Source organism: Bradyrhizobium sp. S69 (assembly GCF_009766005.1).
In the GTDB taxonomy this organism is placed as follows: Bacteria; Pseudomonadota; Alphaproteobacteria; order Rhizobiales; family Xanthobacteraceae; genus Bradyrhizobium.
This window is the reverse complement of record NZ_LMUK01000038.1, coordinates 235101-254517: the sequence shown is the minus strand read 5'-3', so window position 1 is coordinate 254517 and position 19417 is coordinate 235101. Positions and strand designations below refer to the sequence as shown.

The window sequence follows — 19417 nt, the reverse complement described above, 5'->3', positions numbered from 1 at the left end:
AAAGCGGCGGGGTTTCCCCCGCCGCTTCGACGTCTCTTGTGTTGGATCAGATCAGCGGAGCAGCTGAAGAACGCTCTGCTGCGACGAGTTGGCCAGCGCCAGCGCGGAGACCGCGATCGACTGGCGGGTCGACAGCGCCTGGCTGTCGGCCGCTTCCTCGTTGGTGTCGGCCAGGGTCAGGTTCGACGCACCGGTCTGCAGCACGTTGATCAGGTTCTTGTTGAAGTCCTGACGAATCTGCACGACCGAGAGGTTCGAACCGAGCGCGGAAGCTTCCGTGCGCAGCGTGGTCGAGGCCTGGGTCAACGTCGTCAACACATTGTTGGCGGAGTTGTTGTCCAGGAAGTCTTTACCCTGGGTCAGGCTCGAAAGCCCAAGGCCAGTCGCACCAAAGGTAACGCCCGAGACCGACAGCTTGGAAGCACCGGTTTCGTCGAACGTCAGGTTCAGGGTATCGCCGTTCAGCAGGTTGATGCCGTTGAACGAAGAATCCTGCGCCGTCGTGGTGATGTTCTGGATCACCTGGTTGTACTGGGCGACCAGGCTGGCGCGAGTTGCCTGCGAGTTCGGATCGGCGACTGGAGCAACGCCGCCGGAAGCATCGGCTGAAAAAGCCGCGCCCGCGGTCGACACTGCCGTGCCGCCGAACGCACCGACCGTCTGGGACGATGCGTTGTTGGTGGTGGTGATGGTGAGCACACCGCCGGTGCTGATCGAGGCCTGCAGGTCGTTCGACGCCAACGCTGTGTTGAGATCGTTGAGCGTCGAAATATTGCCAGTGCCGGTGCCGAAGGTGATGTTGGTCGCCGTCGTCGTGCCGGGGATGGTGGCAGCGATCGTGAGCGTTCCGCTGAGAGCGCTTGCCGCACCAGTGCCGGTACCGGCCACGATGCCGGTCGAGCCACCGGTGGGTGTGCCGCTCACGGCAGTGATTGCGACGCTGGAGCTCGTGCCCGTCGTCGACGACGAGAACACCAGATTGCCGCCCGTGTTGACCGAAGCAACGGTGGCCGTGGACGAAGTCTGACTGTCGTACGAATAGTTGATGAGGCTGGCGACATTGGCTGCGCTCAGGGTGCCAGCAGCGAGCGAAGTACCCTTGGCCGTGTTGTATGCCGTGACCGCAGCGGCGTTGAGTGTGATGGCCGTGGGCGTAGCAGCGCCGTCGACCGCGATATCGAAGGTCGTGGTGCCGGAACCGGAGATGTCGAGGGTCGAGAAGGCTCCTTCGGTGACCGAACCTGAGGTCGCTGAACCGAGCAGATTTTCGGCCGTCGCGCCGGTAAGGGCAGTGGAGGAAACCGAGGACTTGGTCGCATAGCCCGTGGGCGCCTGCAGCACCTGGTTGGCAATCGACTGCGCGCTGGAGACGAGGCTCTGCAACGAGGTGATGCCGGTGTTGGCGGCCTGCAGAACCTGCACGCCGTTACCGATCTGGTCGAGCAGGTTGTTGATGTCGCTGGCGCGGTTGTTCAGGCCCTGCGCGGTGAAGTAGCTGGTCGGATTGTCCAGCGCAGAGTTGACCTTATTGCCGGTGGCGAGGTCGTTCTGGGTGGTGGCGAGGAGGGATGCAGTTGACTGCAGCGAGAGCAGGTTCTGGCGAACCGATGCGGAGAGGGTAATACCGGACATTTTTCATACCTTTCTGGTGTGAAACTGGTGTGTGTGCGTGATCCCGACCTTCTTGGTCGGTAACCGCCGCAACTTGGGATCAAGCCTCTAACAAAACCTGAATCGGCGCAGCTAAACCGGTATCCGGATCGCACCGGCGGCCCGCGGGTTCGCCATCGTAGCGTGGTGGGACTGCGTAACAGCACTGATATTGCTGCACATTTTCGCAGCGTTGGCGCTGTTTACGCGGTGTTAACCATGATGGGAAAGGATTGCGGCCAGATCGGCTAAGAGATCAATTCCCGCCTCGCCGGCGCGCGAAAGCCGGCGTTTGCTCACGCTCACCAGTGGTCACGACGCGGGTATCAACAACCGGGAACGGAGAACAGGCATGGCTTTAAAGGTCGAACTCAAGCCGAACGAGTGCATCATCATCGGCAACTGCGTGGTGACCAATACCGAGCAGCGCGCCCGGCTGTTGATCGACGGCGACAATGTTCCGATCCTGCGCGAGAAGGACATCATGACGCCCGCCACCGCCGATACCCCGGCCAAGCTGGTCTATCTGGCGGTGCAGTTGATGTATCTTTCGCCGAAGCCCGAGGTCAATCACGGCACCTATTTCAGCCTGCTGCGCGATATCGTCACCGCGGTGCCGAGTTCGTGGGCGATCATCGAGGGCATCAACACCAACATCCTGAGCGGCGATTTGTATCGCGCGCTGAAGGAAGCCCGCAAACTGATCGCCTACGAGAAGAAGCTGCTGGATCAGCACCAGGACACGATTGCCAAGACCAACGCGGCCTGAGCCACAGCGCATCACGACGAACGCTTTCGCGTTTGTCGCGGAGCTCCGCTCACATCGCCAGCGGCGGCGACTGCTCGACATCAACCACGCCGGCGCCCGTTCGTTGCGCGCCGAATTCCAGCACCGCTGAAATCAGCGCATCGATGTCGCAGACGTCGGTGCGGTGATTGACGATCGCCGCGCGTATCGCGAGCTGGCCGTCGAGAAGCGTGGTCGATGGCGCTGCGATCCCGGACTCCTGGATATCGGCGACGATCTCGCCGTTTAGCGCGTTGGCATCCGTGCCGCGATAGCGGAAGCAGACGATGTTGAGCTGCACCGGCGCCAGCAATTCGAGCCGCGGTTCGGCCGATATGCGGGCTTCCAGATAAGACGCCAGCGCGCAGGTGCGCGTAATGACCGCGCCGAGCTTCTCGGTGCCGTAGGCTTTCAAGGTGAACCAGGTCTTCAGCGCCCGGAAGCCGCGCGAAAGGTCAGGCCCGAGATCGCAGGGCCAGGACGCGCCGGCGGCGAGACCTCTTGTTTCCCGGCGCAGATATGCGGCCGGCGCGGCAAACGTATCGCGGTGCTGCCGGCCGTCGCGAACCATCAGGAAGCCGGCGTCGTAAGGCACCTGCCCCCATTTGTGGAAATCGAGCGCGATCGAATCGGCGTGCTCTATTCCAGCGAGCCGCGGCCGCAGTTCGGGCGACAGAATGCCGAGCGCGCCATAGGCGCCGTCGACATGAAACCACAGCTTCTCTTCGCGGCACAGTGCGCTCAGTGCTGCGAGATCGTCGATCGCGCCGATATCCACCGTGCCGGCGGAGCCGACCACGAGAAATGGAGTAAGGCCGGCCTCGCGATCCCTGGATATTTGCGCGCGCAATGCCGCCACGTCGATGCGATGACAATCGTCGACCGCGATGTTGCGCAGCGCGTTGCTGCCAAAGCCCGCGATATCCATCGCCTTGGTAATGCAGCCATGCGCTGCGCGCGAGGTGTAGGCGGTCAACAGCGCGCCGTCGTCGCCGATACCGTGCTGCCGGACGCTTGATCCAAGCGCTGCGGTTCGCGCCACCAGCACCGCCATCAGATTGGCCATCGAGGTACCGGTCACGAAGATGCCGCTGGCTTCGGTTGGAAAACCGAACATCGCGCGCGTCCATTCGACGACCTGGCGTTCGACTTCGATCGGCATGTGATCGCGGCCGCCGAGATTGGCATTGAGTCCGGCCGCCAGCATTTCCGCCAGCATGCCGACCGCGGTGCCGCCGCCATGAACCCATCCCATGAAACCCGGATGCACGTTGCCGGTCGCATAGGGCACGATGAAATCGCTGAATTCGCGATAGACCTCGCCGAGTTCGGTGGGCTGATGCGGAAGTGCGCTGTGAAACCGCGCGCGAACGTCATCGGGGATCGGCGACCATACTGGCCGCTCGCGGATGTTGGCGGCGTAGTCGAACATGTCATCGAGCATGCGATGACCCTGCGCGCGGATATCATCCCAATTGTTCGGATCAAGCGTCGCGCTCGCCTCGGCCTGCAACGATTGATGGCGCTGGACGATGGTCATGCCGCACGCTCCTGCTGTTGTCTCGCGCGGCGATCGAGCATGGCCGCGAACGCGTCGAATATTTTTCGCATCTGAGGCAATTTGTATGGAAAGATATCAGGTGGATCCATGTCGTGGACGACGGCGGTATTGTCGGCTTCGAAAATCAACAACGATCCGTTGCTGGTTTCGGCACAATCCACCGTAAAATATTCCAGTCCGATCCGCTCGGCGATGCCGGCGAGCGCGGCCTGATGACGGCGCGCGAAGCCGGACTCGAAGCTGCCCATGAACGCTTCTTCTTCGCGGCGCTTGGCCGCGCTCTGCGACATGCCGGCGTTGAGATACCAAATATCCCAGCGATCGGCGATCGCAAGGTGGCATGCGTAAGGCTTGCCGTCGATGAAGACTATACGGTATTTGCGAAACAGGCCGTCGCTACCGGCGTAATCGACGAAGCGAGCGATGAAAAATTCCGGCTCCGGCCGCGCATCGAGATAGCGCAGCAGCGCGGCGCGATCGTCGAGCTTGGCAAGGCCTGCGCCGGCGTGCGAGCCGCGCGGTCTGACAATGATGGGAAATTTCAGATCGATCGCCGGCGTCGAATCCGATGCCTCATGCAATCGCGCATGCGAGAGCGCCATCGTCGCTGGGATTTCCAGTCCCTCGATCCCGCCGAGCAGCCGATGCAATTTGTCGCGATCGAGATTGCCTACGAGGCGCGGCGGATTCAACAGCGGCCTCGGCCAGCGCGCGGCGGCGCGATCGATCTTGCCGAGCGCATCGCGGCACTCTTCCGAGTCGGACGCAATCACGATGGCGATGTCATGATCGGGCAGCGGCACCGGAAGTTCGACATCCGCCATGACGTAGAGCGTGATCAATTCGATGCCGGAATGCTCCAGCAGAAACTCGATCGGCGTATTACTGCCCATGTCGGTCGCCGCCGCCAGCGCCAGCACGCGCAACCGCGGCTTTTCCAGCGCGCAGTGCAACCGGAACAATTGGTGCGCGGCCAGGACCTGGTCCTGGATCGCAAGCCCCACCGGCTTGTCGCCAAGCAATTGCGCGATCAACGCGAGATCAAGCCCCTCGCCTGCTTGCAGCGTGCCATCGATCAGTTTGGTGATCAGCGCTTGCCAAAGCGGACGAAGATCGGCACCGCCGGCCTGCATCCTGGCGAGCCGGGCGACCCCGACACGGTCCGCACAGCGATCTTGAGCCGCGCCGGCGCCGCGATCGGCAACATCTGCAATTTTAGGCCGCATCGGTTGCTAGCGCCGGCGCGGTAAACTGCGCGGAGATATCGCCCTGGAATACCGAGGGACCGACATGATCGAGACGGCTCTCGAGATCGGCCCAGATCTCGCCGCCCAAATCGGTCCAGCGCTGGCAGAACGCAAAATCCTCGCTGAGATAGGTCTTGCTGTTCGAATCGATCATGCATTCGAACAGCGCAAATCGATTGGGGCTTCCGGCCAGCGCATCGATCGAGTGCTCGCGGAAGAACTGCAACGACGGGTATGCCGCGCACATCTTCTCGAACACGTGACGCTGGATCATCAAGAATCCGGTTCCGGCGTAACGCACGCGGGTAAAGCCGTTGACGACGACGACGTTATCGGGATCGTTGATCTCCAGCACATAATCGAGCGCGGCCGCCGGCACGTTCGGCTTATTGGTTTCGATCGCCCGCTTGGCCTTGTCCCAGTTGACGCGCTTGATCGGATAGAGTGCCGCCACCACGTCGGCACCGGATTCGATCAGCCGGAACACCTGATTGGGCTGAAAGCCGACATCGGCATCCACGAACAGGAAGTGCGTCGCGGTGGGGTCGTCGAGAAACTGGGTCATCAGATTGGCGCGCGCGCGCGTGATCAGCGCATCGCCATCGCGCAACAGCACCTTGAATTCGACATTGGACTTGGCGCGTATTGCGCTCTGCAGCTTGAAGATGGAGCTCGCATAGATGCTGGAGACCTGCCCGCCGAAGCACGGCGTGGCCACCACCAGGTGAATTCGCTCGGTCATGAATGGCTCCGAAGCGGGACGCGGCCCGCAATCCTCACCAAACAGTAAATAGACGTGGTTAACGAAATCCTAACGCGAATTAATCGGACCGGTCAGGAGCTCCGGCCAGGACGATCCAGGCGCATGGGCGCTCCGTGAGCGCGCCTAGGCCACCTCACGGCGAACGGTAGCGCCCCGCACGCGCATGAGGCTGCTGTGGCTGTTGAACGGCTTCGGTTTCCCAACGGCGTATCCTTGTGCGTAATCAACGCCGATTTCGCGCAAGGCCTGCAGGATGCCCTCGCTTTCGACGAATTCCGCAATGGTGCGCTTGCCCATCACTTTGCCGATGTGGCTGATCATCTCGACCATTGCCCGGTCGATCGGGTCGACCAGCATGTCCTTGACGAAGCTGCCGTCGATCTTCAGGTAGTCCACCGGAAGATGCTTGAGATAAGCAAACGAAGACATTCCGCTGCCAAAATCATCCAGTGAAAACCGACACCCGTCTTTCTGCAGCGCGCAGATAAAGCGTGTCGCGTCGGCCAAATTGGCAATCGCGCTGGTTTCTGTGACCTCGAAGCAAATGATGGCCGGCGAAATCTTGTAGGCCCGAAGCTGCTCGCGAACGTATTCCAGGAAGCCCTGGTCCCCGAAGGTTGCACCAGACAGATTAATGGCGCAGGTGTCGATCGGCGCCGATCTCGGGTTGGCTATCCGACTGGCAAGAATCGCAAAGGCGTTTCGCACCACCCACCGGTCAATCAGCGTCATCAATCCATAACGTTCGGCGGCTGGGATGAAGTTTCCGGGAGCTACGAGCCGGCCATCTTCGTCCTGCAAACGCAGCAGAAGTTCGAAGTGGAGACCGTCGGTGTTGTGTTCGTCGAGGGGGGCTATTTTCTGCGCGTGCAGGCAAAAACGATTGTTTTCAAGCGCCTCGTGGATGCGCTGAACCCAGGTCATTTCGCTAAGCCGCTGTAACAGCTCGGAATCGCTCGGATGATGAATTTGAACTCGGTTCCGGCCTTTTTCCTTTGCCATGTAACAGGCGACGTCGGCGGCCCGCAGCGTATCTTCGCGTGTCGCATCGCGCTCTGCGACGCAAACCACGCCGACGCTGACGGTGAGGTTGAATGCTCGCCCATTCCAGACGAAGTTCAGTTCCTCCACCGTCTGCCGTAATCGCTCGGCCGTGCTGGAGGCGAGTTCGGTCCCGCAATCCTGCAACAGGACCGCGAACTCGTCACCTCCCAAACGCGCTAGCAGATCCTCCGGGCGCAAATCCTTTTGCAGCAAACCGGAAATCTGACGCAGCAATTGATCGCCGGCGGCATGACCGCAGGTGTCGTTGACAACCTTGAACTGGTCGAGGTCCAGAAACATCAGGGCGCACGACTCAAAGCGATGGCCGATCTGCGGCAGAGCCTCGTCCAACCGACGTTCGAACTCGTGGCGATTGGCCAATCCGGTCAGCGAATCGTGCGATGCCTGGAACGCCAGGCCGGAGATGTATTTCTGCTCCTGAGTCATATCGTGCAACACGAGGACCGCGCCCGTGGTCTCTGCGTCAATATGCAGTGGCGTCCCGATCCAGGATACCGGGACAGAGCTCGAGTCCTCCCGTATCAGCGAATGCAGGCCGGTACTTGCCTTGCCCGCGAGAACCTGCGCGATCGCGGTCTCGTTTTCCCTTCCATCCTCCTGATCGACGAAACGGAACAAGGATGACAACCGCATGCCCCGCCCTTCGCTGATCGGCTTTGCGACAAGCCGCTCGGCCGTTGGATTCATGTATTCAACGAAGCCGTCGGCGTCGGTGCTGATGACAGCTTCGCCAATCGAAGCGAGGGTAACTTGCGCACGCTGTTTTTCAGTCTCCAGTTCACTCTGGAATTTCCGGCGCTGAATCAGCAGATTGCGCGTTCGCCATATCCCGATCGAGATCAGCAGGGCAGCGGTGAACAGGTTCGCGATCGTCAAAAGCCGTTTTATGGACCGCGCCCCATCACCCATATCTCGTGAAAAGGCGATCGCCAGTGGAGCGGCGCGCTCGCTGAGCTGGTAGATTTGCGTCCGGAGCGCATCGACGCGCTCACGTGTGACCGGCCCCTTGGTGGCTTCGAGATGGATGGCATCGGCAAGACCAACCAGTTCGTCTATGAGGGGATCCGTGGCCCTCCAGCTTGCGATGGCTTTGGCGAGATAGCTGACATCGCTAAAATTGCGAAACAGCCAAATCAGGTCAGGGATATCGTCTGGATGGTTGAGGCCCTGCAGAAAGCCATCAAAGGCGGCTTTCAGATCGGGCACCGATCCTTCGAGCGCTTGGCGCGCCATACGATCACCGACAGGAACGGCAATTCTGGATTTGTACTGACGATAATACTTTTCGTCACCGGTTTCCGAATAGAGGCTGAGGGAATAAACGGCTTCGGTCAGCCCTTTTGACCACAGGCTTTCGCCGGCGACATAGGCTCGCACCGACGCCAGCGTGTCCATGCTGATGCCGGCAAGAAAAGCCTGCAGCAGCACGATTACGATGAGCGGCCAAACCGAACGCAATAGATGGGGCGTACCCCTCGGATTTCTCATCTGGCCCTGTGCGTCATGACACAATCATAAACCGGAGTTCAGAGGCTGCGAAAAAACAAGACGTTTACGGGTATTTAGATACACCGTACCTAAGTTCATATTCTTGTTGAGTGCCGTGCCGCTTAACGCGCCTCAAATGCCTCGCATTTAGCCAAGCAACCGCAAGTTGACGTAAATTTGAAGTAAAGGAAGATGCGTCAAAGAGAACGGTCGGGCCGCGTCAGCAACGCTGGTTCCATCGCCGCAATTCGTCGCCCAGGCGGCCGATGACGCTATCCCAGTCGCCGAAGGCCGGCTGCCGCATCAATCTCGCGGTCGGGTACCAGAGCGTGTCGTTACGCTGCCTCATCCAGCGGAAATCCGCCGCATAGGGCAGCAGGATCACGACCGGCTTGCCGAGCGCGCCGGCCAGATGCGCCACCGCGGTATCGACGGATATCACGACATCGAGCAACGAGATAATCGCCGCCGTGTCGGCGAAACCGCCGATCTCGTCGCCGAGATGGATCAGGTTCGGCAGGCTGCCCAGCGCATCGCGATCGGCATCGCGCAATTCGGTCTGCAGACTGAGACATTGCAGCGGCGGATTGTCGAACAGAGCCGCAAGCTGCGCCAGCGCGATCGAGCGGTTGCGGTCGTTCTTGTGCGTCGACGAGCCGGACCACACAAACCCCGCGCGTAGTGTGCCCGGCGGCAGGCGAGTGCGCCAATAGGCGACGCGATCGGCGGTCGCCACAAGGTAGGGAAACGCGGCCGGGATTGTTTCGATCTGCGTTGCGAACGCCAACGGAAGACTGAGCAACGGCACATGCAGATCGAACGCCGGCCGCGTTCCGCCCGACGCAATCACGCTAACGTCCGCCAATTGCGACAGCAGCGGTTGCAGCTCCGGTTGAACCTCGCAAATGACTTTTGCGCCCCGGCCCACCAGCAACGGCGCGTAGCGGATGAACTGGATGGTATCGCCAAAACCCTGCTCGGCATGAAGCAGAACGGTCTTGCCCGCGACGGATTCGCCACCCAGCCACGGCGGCGCGCGAAACGGCCGACGATACCTGGCAAATGCGCCGGTCTTCCAGCGCCACTCATATTGCTTCCAGCCGGTATCGAAATCGCCGAGCGTCAAATGCGTCATCGCGGACTCGAAATGAGCCTCGGCAAATTCAGGCGCGGCCAGCAGCGCGGCGTTGAAGTCCGCGAGCGCCTCCAACGGCCGGTCGAGCCGGCGCCGCGCATGACCGCGATTGGTCAGGATCTGCGGATGGCCGGGCATCGCGTCGAGCGCCGCGTCATAGCTCGCGATCGCCTTCATTGGTTCGTTCAAGCGCAGCAGCGTGTTGCCGCGATTGACCAGCGCGCCGGCATGACCGGGCGCCTGTGCCAGCGCGGCGTCGTAACGCGACAACGCCTCATCGAAACGACCCAATTCGAGATAGGTATTGGCGAGATTGTAGAGAATTTCCGGATGCTCCGGCGCAAATTGCAAGGCGTTGCCGAATTGCAGAAGCGCCTCGTCGAAGCGGCCGGTCGCATGCAGCGCGAGACCGAGATTCGACATTGCGTCGGAAGAGGCCGAATTGGCCTTCAGCGCCGCGGCGAGAAAATGCAGCGCCTCGACCATGCGCTGGCGCTGGAAATGCAGCATGCCGAGCATATGCAGCGCATCGAAATCGTCCGGCCGGTGCTCCAGAATTCCGGCACACAGCTTTTCCGCCCGCTTGAGATCGCCTTCCTGGAACGACGAAAACGCCTGCCGCTGCAAGCGCGACAGGTTCGGCATCCGGCCAGGGCTATTTTTCCATTTCGCCGACAACGGAGCGTCCTTCCGGGGACCATAGATCGCAGGCGTTCCGAAAGCCGTCGCTTCGAATCAACCTACTCCAGAAAGGCTAGCATTTTCCGCGCTACGCGGCCTACCCCCGAGCGGCCCGCGCATGGCGCGACAGCATGCCGGCAAAGGCCTCGAAGATCTTGCGCATCTGCGGCGCCTTGTAGGGAAACAGGTCAGGCGAATCCATGTTGTGGACCACCGCGGTATTGTCCGCCTCGAAGATCAGCAATTCGCCGCCTTTGTTTTCGGCGCAATCGACCGTGAAATAATCCAGGCCGATTCGCTCGGCCATCGCGGCCAGCGCGTGCCGGTGGCGCATGGCAAACCCGCTGTCGAAGCTTTGCATGAAGCCCGCCTCCTCCGCGCGCTTGCCGTCGCTCGAGGCCATGCCGGCGTTGAGGTACCAGATGTCCCAGCGGGCGGCGATCGCCATGTGGCAGGCGTAAGGGTTGCCATCGACGAAGACGATGCGGTATTTGCGAAACAAGCCATCGGCGCTGGCGTAATCGACAAAGCGCGTGGCGAAGAATTCGAGCTCTGGCCTTTCCGAGAGGTAGCTGCCCAGCCCGGCGCGATCATTGACTTTGGCGAGGCCTGTGCCGGCATGCGATCCGCGCGGCCGGATGATAAAGGGAAACTGTCGTCCGGCTGCGACATCCGCGACCGCGCTGTCCGGCGGGACCAGATCACCTGCCAGATCACTTAGTTGCAGCCGGGTCACGATTTCGGTCGCCGGGATATCGAGGCCGGCGATGCCGTGCAGCAGTCGGTGCAGCTTGTCGCGATCGAGATTGCCGACGCGGTGCGGCGGATTGAGCAGCGGCCGCGGCCAGTGCGGCGCGGCGCCTTCGATCTTGCGCAATGCATCGCGGCACTCTTCCGAATCCGAGGCGATCACGATCGCGACGTCATGGTCCGGCAGTGGCGCCGGCAATTCGACGCCATCGACGACATACAGCGTCAACAGTTCGATCCCCGAATGCTCAAGCAGGAACTCGATCGGCGTGTTCCCGCCCATGTCCATCGCCGCCGCCAGCGCCAGCACGCGCAGCGTCGGCGGCTCGGCCGAACAGGGGGAGCGAAACAATTGATGGAAGGCCAGTACTTCGGCCTGGAGCGCAAGCCCGGTCGGCTTATCGCCCAGCAATTGCGCGATCAGGCTGAGATCGAGCCCCTCGCCGGCATCGGCCGTTCCATCAGCGATCTTCGCCATGATCTGGTCTCGCAACGGCCGAAGATCGACGCCGTCAAACGCCATCGTGGTGAGCCTGGCAAATCCGATCCGATCGGCGCTGGGATAGCGAACGCGATCGGCGCCTTCGGCGCGCTCAAACTCCACGACCAGCCTCCATTGAATTCAGATCGTCGATATGCGCAACCAACCACTCGATCCTGGAAACGATGGCGCCGACGTCGGCGAGTTGGCGCTGCAAATTGCGCCCCGCAACCTCTTGGTCCGATGACCAGGCGTCGGTGACCAGCCGCGCCCCGGCACAGATCCGAAGCACCGCGACGGGATCCGGGCTGCCGCGGCCAAGCACGACGGGCTGCCCGATCAGACACGGCCTTGCCGCGATCTCCTGATCGGCCGCCGCCTCTCGCGCATCCTGCGCCAGCGCGCGATATATCTTCCGGCAATCCGCCGGCGACAAAGCGCGGCCGCCTTGCCGGATCAGAAGCGGAAAGATCGTAGGCTGAGCCAGTTCTTCATCGTCGAGGTCAAAATCCCCGTGCCTTTGCTGCGGCGGCAAAAGGCCAAGCGATGGCGTCACCGCCATGATCTGCCGCACGCCCTCGCCGAACACCGCCAGCGCCGAATGCCTGAAGGCGTCCGGCACGCGATGATAGGCACGGATTTCCTCTAACGCTGCTTCCCAGCGCAGCCATTGGCCGAAATTCTCCCGAACCGGAAACCGCGATCGCAGGTTCTGCCAATGGCACGGCCAATCGCTGCGGCTGAAATAGTCGGTAAAGCCCGGCGCTATCGCAGTGATGCCATCGATCTTCCCGGCGAGAGACGCCGGCACCAGCAGCGCGCCGCTAAACGCGGGGCCAGTGAAGAATTTCGAGCCGGTGACGATCACGAGATATCCGCGATCGAGATATTTTCGCAGCCGCGGCCGGCCGAGCCGCATCTGGCACGCATCGACGACGACCTGGACCTGACCGTGCCAACGCGTCGAGATTTCATCAAGGCATCGGTCGCTCGGAGCCCGCCAGCCGAGTTTCGACGAATCCATGATTTGCAACAGCACATGGTTGCCGTTCGCGATCGATGCTTCGATCGCGCCGAGCACCCGCAAATCCGTCTCGGCTTCGGTGTGAAATTCACCGCGCTCATCGATGAGACCGAGCGCGATGCTCTCGACAGAGCGGGCATGCCCCGCGACAGGCTCGCCCTTTCGCACCCGCATCCCGTTCGCGGTCACCACATTGAAATGATGCCCGCGCGCGGTATGTTCGGTGCCGCTGCCGGTTTGATCGGCGGCCACGACGATCGTCGTCAATGCGGACCCCGACAACGCGCGGATCAGCAACAGCGCCTGAAGCTGCGCGTCGGTGCCGGACGGCGAAAACACGACGTCGGCCTGGTGCGGCGACAGCCCAAGACAGCCCCTCAATTCGTGGCGCATCGCCTCGACGCGGGCATCGAACGCCGCCTCGATGCCATCGGCAATGGCCGATCGCATCAATTGCTCGCGCGCACGGCCGGCGCGCGCATAGGCGCGGCCCGAAATCGAGGTCGCGGTGCTCGAGGCAAAGCTCGGCACCTCCGGACAAGGCGCTAGCCGGCAGCCATATTCGTTGAGCCCGCTGATCGGGTCGATGCCGATTCGTGGATCGCCGCCGCTGCCGAGCAAACGATCCAGCGGCTCGAACAGGGTGGCCATCGCGGAGGCCGAGCGGGATCGATCCCGAAAGCTCGGATCCTCCATCGCCTCGAACCGGGCGCCATGCGACGACACCTCTGTTGCCATGTCTGCCCTCGGAATGACCGTGCTAATCAGCCGCCGATCGGAAGGTATTTGGTCAGGGTCAGTTGAGAGAGCATCGAAGTGGTCTGGTAGGACGCCTGCAAGTCGGTCTGCAATGCCAGAATCTCGGTGGCGACCGTTTGCGTCGAAACGGTTTCGGTGTTGGTGACCATGTTCTGCAGCATGGTTTGAGACTGGGCTTGCCGCGCCGAGGTATCCGTCATCACGGTTTGCGCGGCGGCAAATTGCGATTGGATTTCTTCGATGGTCTGTTGGCCGAGTTGCGGCGTCAGGTTTGTCGCTATGCTTTGACCGAGGGCTGCGATTTGCGCGGCCGAGTTTGTGCCGGTCGCCGGGGTGGTGAAGGCGGAATATACCGCGAGCGATTGCAACTGCGAACGGATGGCGGATTCATTGGCCTGCGCGCCATATTGTATCGTGATCCCGGTATCGATCTGGGCGGTTGCTGACGAGAGCGCCGATCCCGGCCCGGAATTGCCGGTGTACCAGGAGACGGTGTTGGCGCTGCCGTTGACCAGCGACGTCGCGGAGCTCAATGGGGTTCCACTGACCCGGAGCGGCGGCTGCGGCGCGGTCACCGTCGTGCTGGTGAAGCCCAGCGCCTGCAGCGCTGCCGCAGGGTTACTTGTGATCGACAGGCTCGCGGCATCATCGGTGTTGATCTCGACCTTGCCGCCATCGATGGTCGATGGCGTTGAGGTCCCCGTGATCGAATCTATCTTCGACAGCAGCGTCTGAACGCTGTCGGTCACATTGACCTCGTTGCCGGTCGCACCGGAGGCTACGAACGTGATCGGCGTGCCATTGACGGTGATGGTGTTGCCGGCCGCAAACCCCGGGCTCAGCGAATCCGTGCCTGGGGTGCCCGACAGCGCCGTCGCGCCGGTAATCGCTGTGGGCGGTGTGGCTTGGTTGCTGACCACATTGTTCGCGGTCGCGGTTGACGACGTATCGAAGAAATCGTTTCCGGCGGCAATCGCCGATGCGGCGACCAGCGTTGTATTGGCCACCGTGCCGATCGCGGTGTTCAAGGCCGTGTTCAGGTTGGCGGCGGTCGCCGCCGGCGTGGAGCCGATCGTAAAACTTCCCGACGGCGGCGGCGACGACGTCGACGCCGTCAACTGAACCGAGGTGGTGGTGCCGTCCGGCTGATTGAAGGTGAAGCTGATCTTATCGCCCGGATTCGGATTGGTGGCGCCCAGTGCGACCGAGATCGCCGCAGGCGAGCCCGAAGGCCCGGTCACGGTGGCGCCGGTCAGTGTCGATGTTACGGTGCTCAGCTTCAAGCCAAACGGCGAACCGGCGCTATCCTCCGCAACCGAAACCGAAGTCGAGGTCGGTTGCGTGATCGTGAGTCGTCCGGTGCCGGTGGTGCCGTCGGCCTGCGCGCGTTCGGAGATCAGCGTTTTCAATCCGGCCTGGGTCGCGGTGCCGTTGAGCATCTGGTCGACCGACACCGTTGCCGGCGTGCCGGTCGCGGTGCCGGAAAACATATAGCGATCGCCGGCGGGGGTGTTGAGAATTCCGACCATCGACGCCAGCTGCGCCGATGCGTTCTCCTGGCCGATGGTTTGTCCGGTGCTGTCGAGCGTCGCCGGCGTCGCGGCCGCGGCGCTCTGCACCTGGCTGCCGATACTCGACAACGCTTGCAGCGCGGTGTTGGCCGCCGAGATCTGGGTGCCGACATTGCTGATGGTGTCGGTGAAGGCGGAAATGTTGGCGAGCTGCGATCTCGCGGCGATGGCGAAGCCCTCGTTGGAGCCCATGCCGGAGTAACTGGTCGACTTCTCGCCGGTGGCGAGCTGCGTCGACAGGTTCGTCATCTGGTTGTTGAGGTTGAGTATCGCCAGGGCGAGCGGCGAACTGCTACTTACGCTGTTGATCGACATTGGGTCGCCTTAGGTTTGAGCCTGTAGCAGGCTGTTCATCATGCTTTGAACAACCGACATCACGTGAGCATTGGCGGCATAGGAATTTTGCAGCGCGATCAGGTTCGACATTTCGGTGTCGATGCTGACGCCGGCTACCGAATTGAATTTCTGCTGCAGATTGGAGACCACCACGTCCTGGCCCTGCTGCAACTGCGTGGCCGTGGTCGACGCGTTGGCCTGCTGGCTCAGGAACTGCTGCATGTAGTTGGTGATCGTGCCGGTGAACGGCGACGAGTTCGATCCCAACCCGGTTTGCGGCGAATAGCTGAACGACCCCGAGGTCAATTGCGAATAAAGAAAATCCGAACGCGTGGTATCGCCGGCCGGGGTCACCGGTGACGTGCTGTAAACGCTGAGATCCTGCGGATTGCTCAGCAGCGCCGAATTGACCGTGATCCGCCCCGCAAGCCCCGTCATCTGCGAACCGGAGGACGTGATCGCGCCGGTATAAAGCGAATTGCCGTCGGTAAACACGGCAAGCTGCGGGCTGCCGCTGGTCAGCGATGACGCCGTCGTCGTGGTCGAAGCGGCATTGACCGTCGCAGCATCCGTTACGACATTCAGCGTGGTGCCGGAGCCCGAGAATGTGACGCTGGGGCCGAGCGCCTGATTCAGTTGCGCCAGCACGGCCGGCGTGATGCCGTTGGACAAATCGGCGCCGACAAGCTTTGGATTGGCGTTCGCCGCGTTCTGCAACGGCAGCGCGGTCGGATCGGTGACGTTGACGATCGATATCTGCTGCTGGGTGTTGGCACCGTTGGTAACGGTCAGGTTGATGGTGTTGCCGGCCAGCATATTCGAGGTACTGACGCTGAAGCCTGACGGCGGTCCGGTGATGGCGGTACCTGCCGTCGTTGTATTCGACAGGGCGCTCGACATCGATGCCGCGAGCTGATCGACCTGGGTCTGTGCCTGTACCAGGGTCTGGTCACGCAATTTCAGGTCGGCCGCGATCTTGCCCGACGTGATCGTGTTGTTGGCGACCATGTCGTAGCTGGCGCCGTTCGGAAGCTGGATCGTGAGCGATCCGACGCCGTTCTGGCTGGGGTTGGTGCTGTACAGCGAATTCGCCGTCAGTGACCCCGGCGAAGAGAAATTCATCGTGGACGCGAGTGAGCCGCTGACGAGCTGCATGCCTGAAGTTGTGGAGACGTTGACCTCGTTGCCCGTACCGGTGGAGACATGGACATCCATCAATGTCGACAGATCGTTGATCGCGTTGTCGCGCTGATCCATCAAGGTCGCGGCCGCGGGATCGGTCGCACTCAGGCCCTGAAGCTGCTGGTTGATGCTCGCAATCTGCTTTATGTCGGTATTGGCTTCGGTCACCGACGAGCTGATATCCTGTTCGACATTCGAGCGCAGCGACTGGATGCCCTGCGACGTCTGATTGAGTGACTGCGCCAGCGATTGCGCCGCCGCCAGTGCCGTGGTCTGCGCCGACGTACTGCCCTGACTGGTCGACAGCGCCTGCAATGCTGTCGTGAAATTGCTGTACGACGTCTCCAGCGTGCCGGCGCCGCCGGGCGTGCCATAGACGTCCTGCAACTGGCCCAGAATATTGGCCGTCTGGTCGGCATAGGCGCCGCCGGCAGTTTCCGTGCGCAACTGGCTTTGGACGTAGAGATCGAGCTGGCGGTTGACGCCGGTGACCTGGACGCTGTTGCCCGAGCCGCCGGAGGAGACTTCGATCTGGTTGGGAGTTTGAACGACATAGCCGGGCGTGTTCGCGTTGGCGACATTGCCCGACACGATCGAAAGCGCGGCCTGGTTGGCAGACAGGCCGGACATCGCAATTGAAAGGGCCGAACTCAAACCCATAATCTGTTACCCGCCTTCGATTACGTCACAGCGGCCTCACGTCGAGGCCGATCAGCGCAGTACGTTCAGCAAATCCTGAACCATGTCGTTTGCCGTGGTGATGACCTTGGTGTTCGCCGAATAAGCCTGTTGCGTCACGATCAGCTTGGTGAATTCGTCGGCGATGTCGGTGTTGGAGCCTTCGAGCGACGAACCGCTGATCGTTCCAGACGCGCCGGCGATGGCCGGCCCGGACTGTTCGGTCACGGCGTAGGCTTCGCCGCTGAGCGCCTGCAAATAGTTGGTGCCGTTGAAATGCGACAGCGTGACTTGGGCTAGATCGAGATTCTGCCCGTTCGAGAAGGTGCCGACTACCAGACCGTTGTCGTTGATGGCGACCGATTGAAGCTGGCCGGCGGCATAACCATTCTGTGTGAAGTTGTTGACGGTCGCAGCGCCGGTGGTGGTGGCAAAATTCGTCAGACCACTGGAGCCAACATTCAACGTCACGTCGCCAAGCAATTGATTGTTCACGGTCACGCCAGGAATGGTAATGCCCGCACCAGACGGACTGGTTAAGGCCCCATTGGAGTTGAAGACGAAGTTGGTGCCGACATTTTGCCACGCGACCTGGGTGCCGGTTGCGGTCGTATCGGTCTGATAAAACAGATTCCAGGTCTCCTGACCGCCGGCCGTGGAGGTCAAGGCCCATCGCATTTGCAGGTTAACCGGCGTTCCCGACGCGTTGTAAGCAGTTACCGCGCCGCCGCTGATGCTTTCATTGGTGAAAGCCGTGCTGTCGGCGCCGGTGACGAAACCCTGACCCGACCCGCCGCCGCCGGAACGTTTTGCCGTCTCTGGCGACGTCAATCCCATCGCCCCCCATCCAGCCGCGCTGCTGAAGATCGAAAGATCGTTCGCGGTGCCCGTGTCCAGTGTGACGGCGCCGGTGGAGGAGACGCTCGACGCAGTCGACGCAGTCGTGTTGCCGGTAATCAAGTCGATGGTGTGCAGCAGGTCTCCAACATTCGCGTTCGCCAGGTTAAGATATTTGGTGGTGGCGGTATCGGTGGGAGCAGTGCCGCCGTTGTAAAACGCGATGGTCACGGGACCGGTTGAGGTGGTGACGGTGATACTGTCGGTCGCGGCATAGCTGCTCGCCAGGGCGTTGGGGGTGGTGATGCTGCTACCGCTGAAGCCAAGCACCGCGAGATCACTCGCGGGCGAGCTCGTGATCGTCAGATTGCCCGCGTTATCATTCAGCGTGATCGCGCCGGTGCCGCTGATGGTCGATGGCGCGGTCGTCGCGCTCGTACCCGAGATTTGATCGATCGCCGTGAGGATATCTTGAACCGTCCCGCTCAGGCTGATGGTACCGCCAGTGCTGCTGGTGCTGGTGGTCGCAGTGCTGCTGAAGGTAATCGTCTTGCCGTTGACGACGAGGGTGGAGCCGTTGGTGAAAGCAGGGCTCATTGTGGACAACACGGTTGCGCCCGTGATTGCCGTGCCGCCGACTGTGACGGCAGTTCCGGTCGCGCTGCCGGTTGCCGCGCTGGAAAGCAATGTCGCGGCACTGATCGGTCCTGTTGTGCCCGCTTCGGCGGTGCCGGTCGCCGAGGAGTTGCCGTAAGGCTGCGGAGGCGTGCCCAACACCGTCGGGTTCTCGGTGAAGTCGCCGGTGTTCAAACCGCCGGCGGCGGTGATCGTGCCGGCAGCCGCGGTGGCGCTCGCCGTGGTCGTGGGCGTGGTCGGCAGGTTGGCGGCGTATTGAAGGGTGCTGGTGGCTTGCGCCGGGATGAAGTTGTTCTGGAACTGGAGAACGTTCGCGACGCTGCCGAGCGGGTTGCCGGTCTTCGGATCGACCGTGACGCCCATCAGATAATATCCGGCGCCGTTGACCAGATTGCCGTTGGCGTTGACCTGAAAATCGCCGGCCCTCGTATAGTCGGTGACGCCGTTGAAGACCGGCTGATTATCCACGGTGCTGGTGGGCTTCTGTACCGAGAAGAAGCCGTCGCCGTTGATCGCCATGTTGGTTGCAACGGTCGATGCGGTGACGGTGCCCGCCGTGGTCAACGTCTGCTGGGAAAACGCCTGGACGCCGCCAGCGACCTGCGAGGTCGGCCCCGACGATTGGGCAACGAGATCCTCGAAGGTGGTGTCGATGCCCTTGTAGCCGATGGTCGAGGCATTCGCGATGTTGCCGGAGATGTTTTGCAGCGCGTAGGATTGCGATTGCAGGCCGCCCACCGCGGTATTGAGCGCATCGAAGATACCCATAACATCGTCTCCACATTC

General features: G+C 61.7%; 12 protein-coding genes. 1 reads left to right on the top strand and 11 read right to left on the bottom strand.

Annotation, left to right across the window (positions count from 1 at the left end; all coding sequences use genetic code 11):
- Positions 1-51: 51 nt before the first annotated feature.
- Positions 52-1632, bottom strand: a complete 1581-nt coding sequence (locus tag GSQ88_RS15940) for a flagellin (protein ID WP_159008681.1) — start codon at positions 1630-1632, stop codon at positions 52-54.
- Between the two features lie 370 nt (positions 1633-2002).
- Here GSQ88_RS15940 and flbT point away from each other — a divergent pair, with 370 nt between their 5' ends.
- Positions 2003-2419: a flagellar biosynthesis repressor FlbT gene (flbT, locus tag GSQ88_RS15935; RefSeq protein ID WP_159008680.1), complete on the top strand. Its 417-nt coding sequence runs from the start codon at positions 2003-2005 to the stop codon at positions 2417-2419.
- Between the two features lie 49 nt (positions 2420-2468).
- Here flbT and GSQ88_RS15930 read toward each other — a convergent pair whose 3' ends face one another.
- From GSQ88_RS15930 to GSQ88_RS15885, 10 genes are all read right to left on the bottom strand, one after another.
- Positions 2469-3977 (bottom strand): pyridoxal phosphate-dependent decarboxylase family protein, encoded by a 1509-nt coding sequence (locus GSQ88_RS15930; RefSeq protein WP_159008679.1) that lies wholly within the window; start codon positions 3975-3977, stop codon positions 2469-2471.
- Positions 3974-5224: an ATP-grasp domain-containing protein gene (locus GSQ88_RS15925; protein ID WP_159008678.1), complete on the bottom strand. Its 1251-nt coding sequence runs from the start codon at positions 5222-5224 to the stop codon at positions 3974-3976. The genes GSQ88_RS15930 and GSQ88_RS15925 overlap by 4 nt, the downstream gene beginning before the upstream one ends.
- On the bottom strand, positions 5214-5987 hold the full coding sequence (locus tag GSQ88_RS15920) for a hypothetical protein (protein ID WP_159008677.1): 774 nt from the start codon (positions 5985-5987) through the stop codon (positions 5214-5216). The genes GSQ88_RS15925 and GSQ88_RS15920 overlap by 11 nt, the downstream gene beginning before the upstream one ends.
- 144 nt (positions 5988-6131) lie before the next feature.
- Positions 6132-8501 (bottom strand): EAL domain-containing protein, encoded by a 2370-nt coding sequence (locus tag GSQ88_RS15915; protein WP_246784818.1) that lies wholly within the window; start codon positions 8499-8501, stop codon positions 6132-6134.
- Positions 8502-8781: 280 nt separating this feature from the next.
- Positions 8782-10374, bottom strand: a complete 1593-nt coding sequence (locus tag GSQ88_RS15910) for a CHAT domain-containing protein (RefSeq protein ID WP_159008675.1) — start codon at positions 10372-10374, stop codon at positions 8782-8784.
- Positions 10375-10474: 100 nt separating this feature from the next.
- The gene (locus GSQ88_RS15905) at positions 10475-11650 is read right to left on the bottom strand and encodes an ATP-grasp domain-containing protein (protein ID WP_246784837.1); all 1176 of its coding nucleotides are present in this window, start codon (positions 11648-11650) and stop codon (positions 10475-10477) included.
- Positions 11651-11720: 70 nt separating this feature from the next.
- Positions 11721-13370 carry a hypothetical protein gene (locus GSQ88_RS15900; RefSeq protein ID WP_159008673.1) on the bottom strand — a complete coding sequence of 550 codons (1650 nt, stop codon included), beginning with the start codon at positions 13368-13370 and terminating at the stop codon, positions 11721-11723.
- A 26-nt stretch (positions 13371-13396) separates the two neighbouring features.
- Positions 13397-15277, bottom strand: coding sequence for a flagellar protein (locus tag GSQ88_RS15895; protein ID WP_159008672.1), 1881 nt, complete (start codon positions 15275-15277; stop codon positions 13397-13399).
- Positions 15278-15286: 9 nt separating this feature from the next.
- Positions 15287-17140 (bottom strand): flagellar hook-associated protein FlgK, encoded by a 1854-nt coding sequence (flgK, locus tag GSQ88_RS15890; RefSeq protein WP_159008671.1) that lies wholly within the window; start codon positions 17138-17140, stop codon positions 15287-15289.
- Positions 17141-17191: 51 nt separating this feature from the next.
- Positions 17192-19399: a flagellar hook-basal body complex protein gene (locus GSQ88_RS15885; protein ID WP_159008670.1), complete on the bottom strand. Its 2208-nt coding sequence runs from the start codon at positions 19397-19399 to the stop codon at positions 17192-17194.
- Positions 19400-19417 lie beyond the last annotated feature (18 nt).

Bases quoted from the DNA above. Each gene is read 5' to 3' on its own strand.
- GSQ88_RS15885 (WP_159008670.1), bottom strand. From the start codon at position 19,399: ATGGGTATCTTCGATGCGCTCAATACCGCGGTGGGCGGCCTGCAATCG.
- flbT (WP_159008680.1), top strand. From the start codon at position 2,003: ATGGCTTTAAAGGTCGAACTCAAGCCGAACGAGTGCATCATCATCGGC.
- GSQ88_RS15905 (WP_246784837.1), bottom strand. From the start codon at position 11,650: ATGGCGTTTGACGGCGTCGATCTTCGGCCGTTGCGAGACCAGATCATG.
- GSQ88_RS15900 (WP_159008673.1), bottom strand. From the start codon at position 13,370: ATGGCAACAGAGGTGTCGTCGCATGGCGCCCGGTTCGAGGCGATGGAG.
- GSQ88_RS15895 (WP_159008672.1), bottom strand. From the start codon at position 15,277: ATGTCGATCAACAGCGTAAGTAGCAGTTCGCCGCTCGCCCTGGCGATA.
- GSQ88_RS15920 (WP_159008677.1), bottom strand. From the start codon at position 5,987: ATGACCGAGCGAATTCACCTGGTGGTGGCCACGCCGTGCTTCGGCGGG.
- flgK (WP_159008671.1), bottom strand. From the start codon at position 17,140: ATGGGTTTGAGTTCGGCCCTTTCAATTGCGATGTCCGGCCTGTCTGCC.
- GSQ88_RS15925 (WP_159008678.1), bottom strand. From the start codon at position 5,224: ATGCGGCCTAAAATTGCAGATGTTGCCGATCGCGGCGCCGGCGCGGCT.
- GSQ88_RS15930 (WP_159008679.1), bottom strand. From the start codon at position 3,977: ATGACCATCGTCCAGCGCCATCAATCGTTGCAGGCCGAGGCGAGCGCG.
- GSQ88_RS15940 (WP_159008681.1), bottom strand. From the start codon at position 1,632: ATGTCCGGTATTACCCTCTCCGCATCGGTTCGCCAGAACCTGCTCTCG.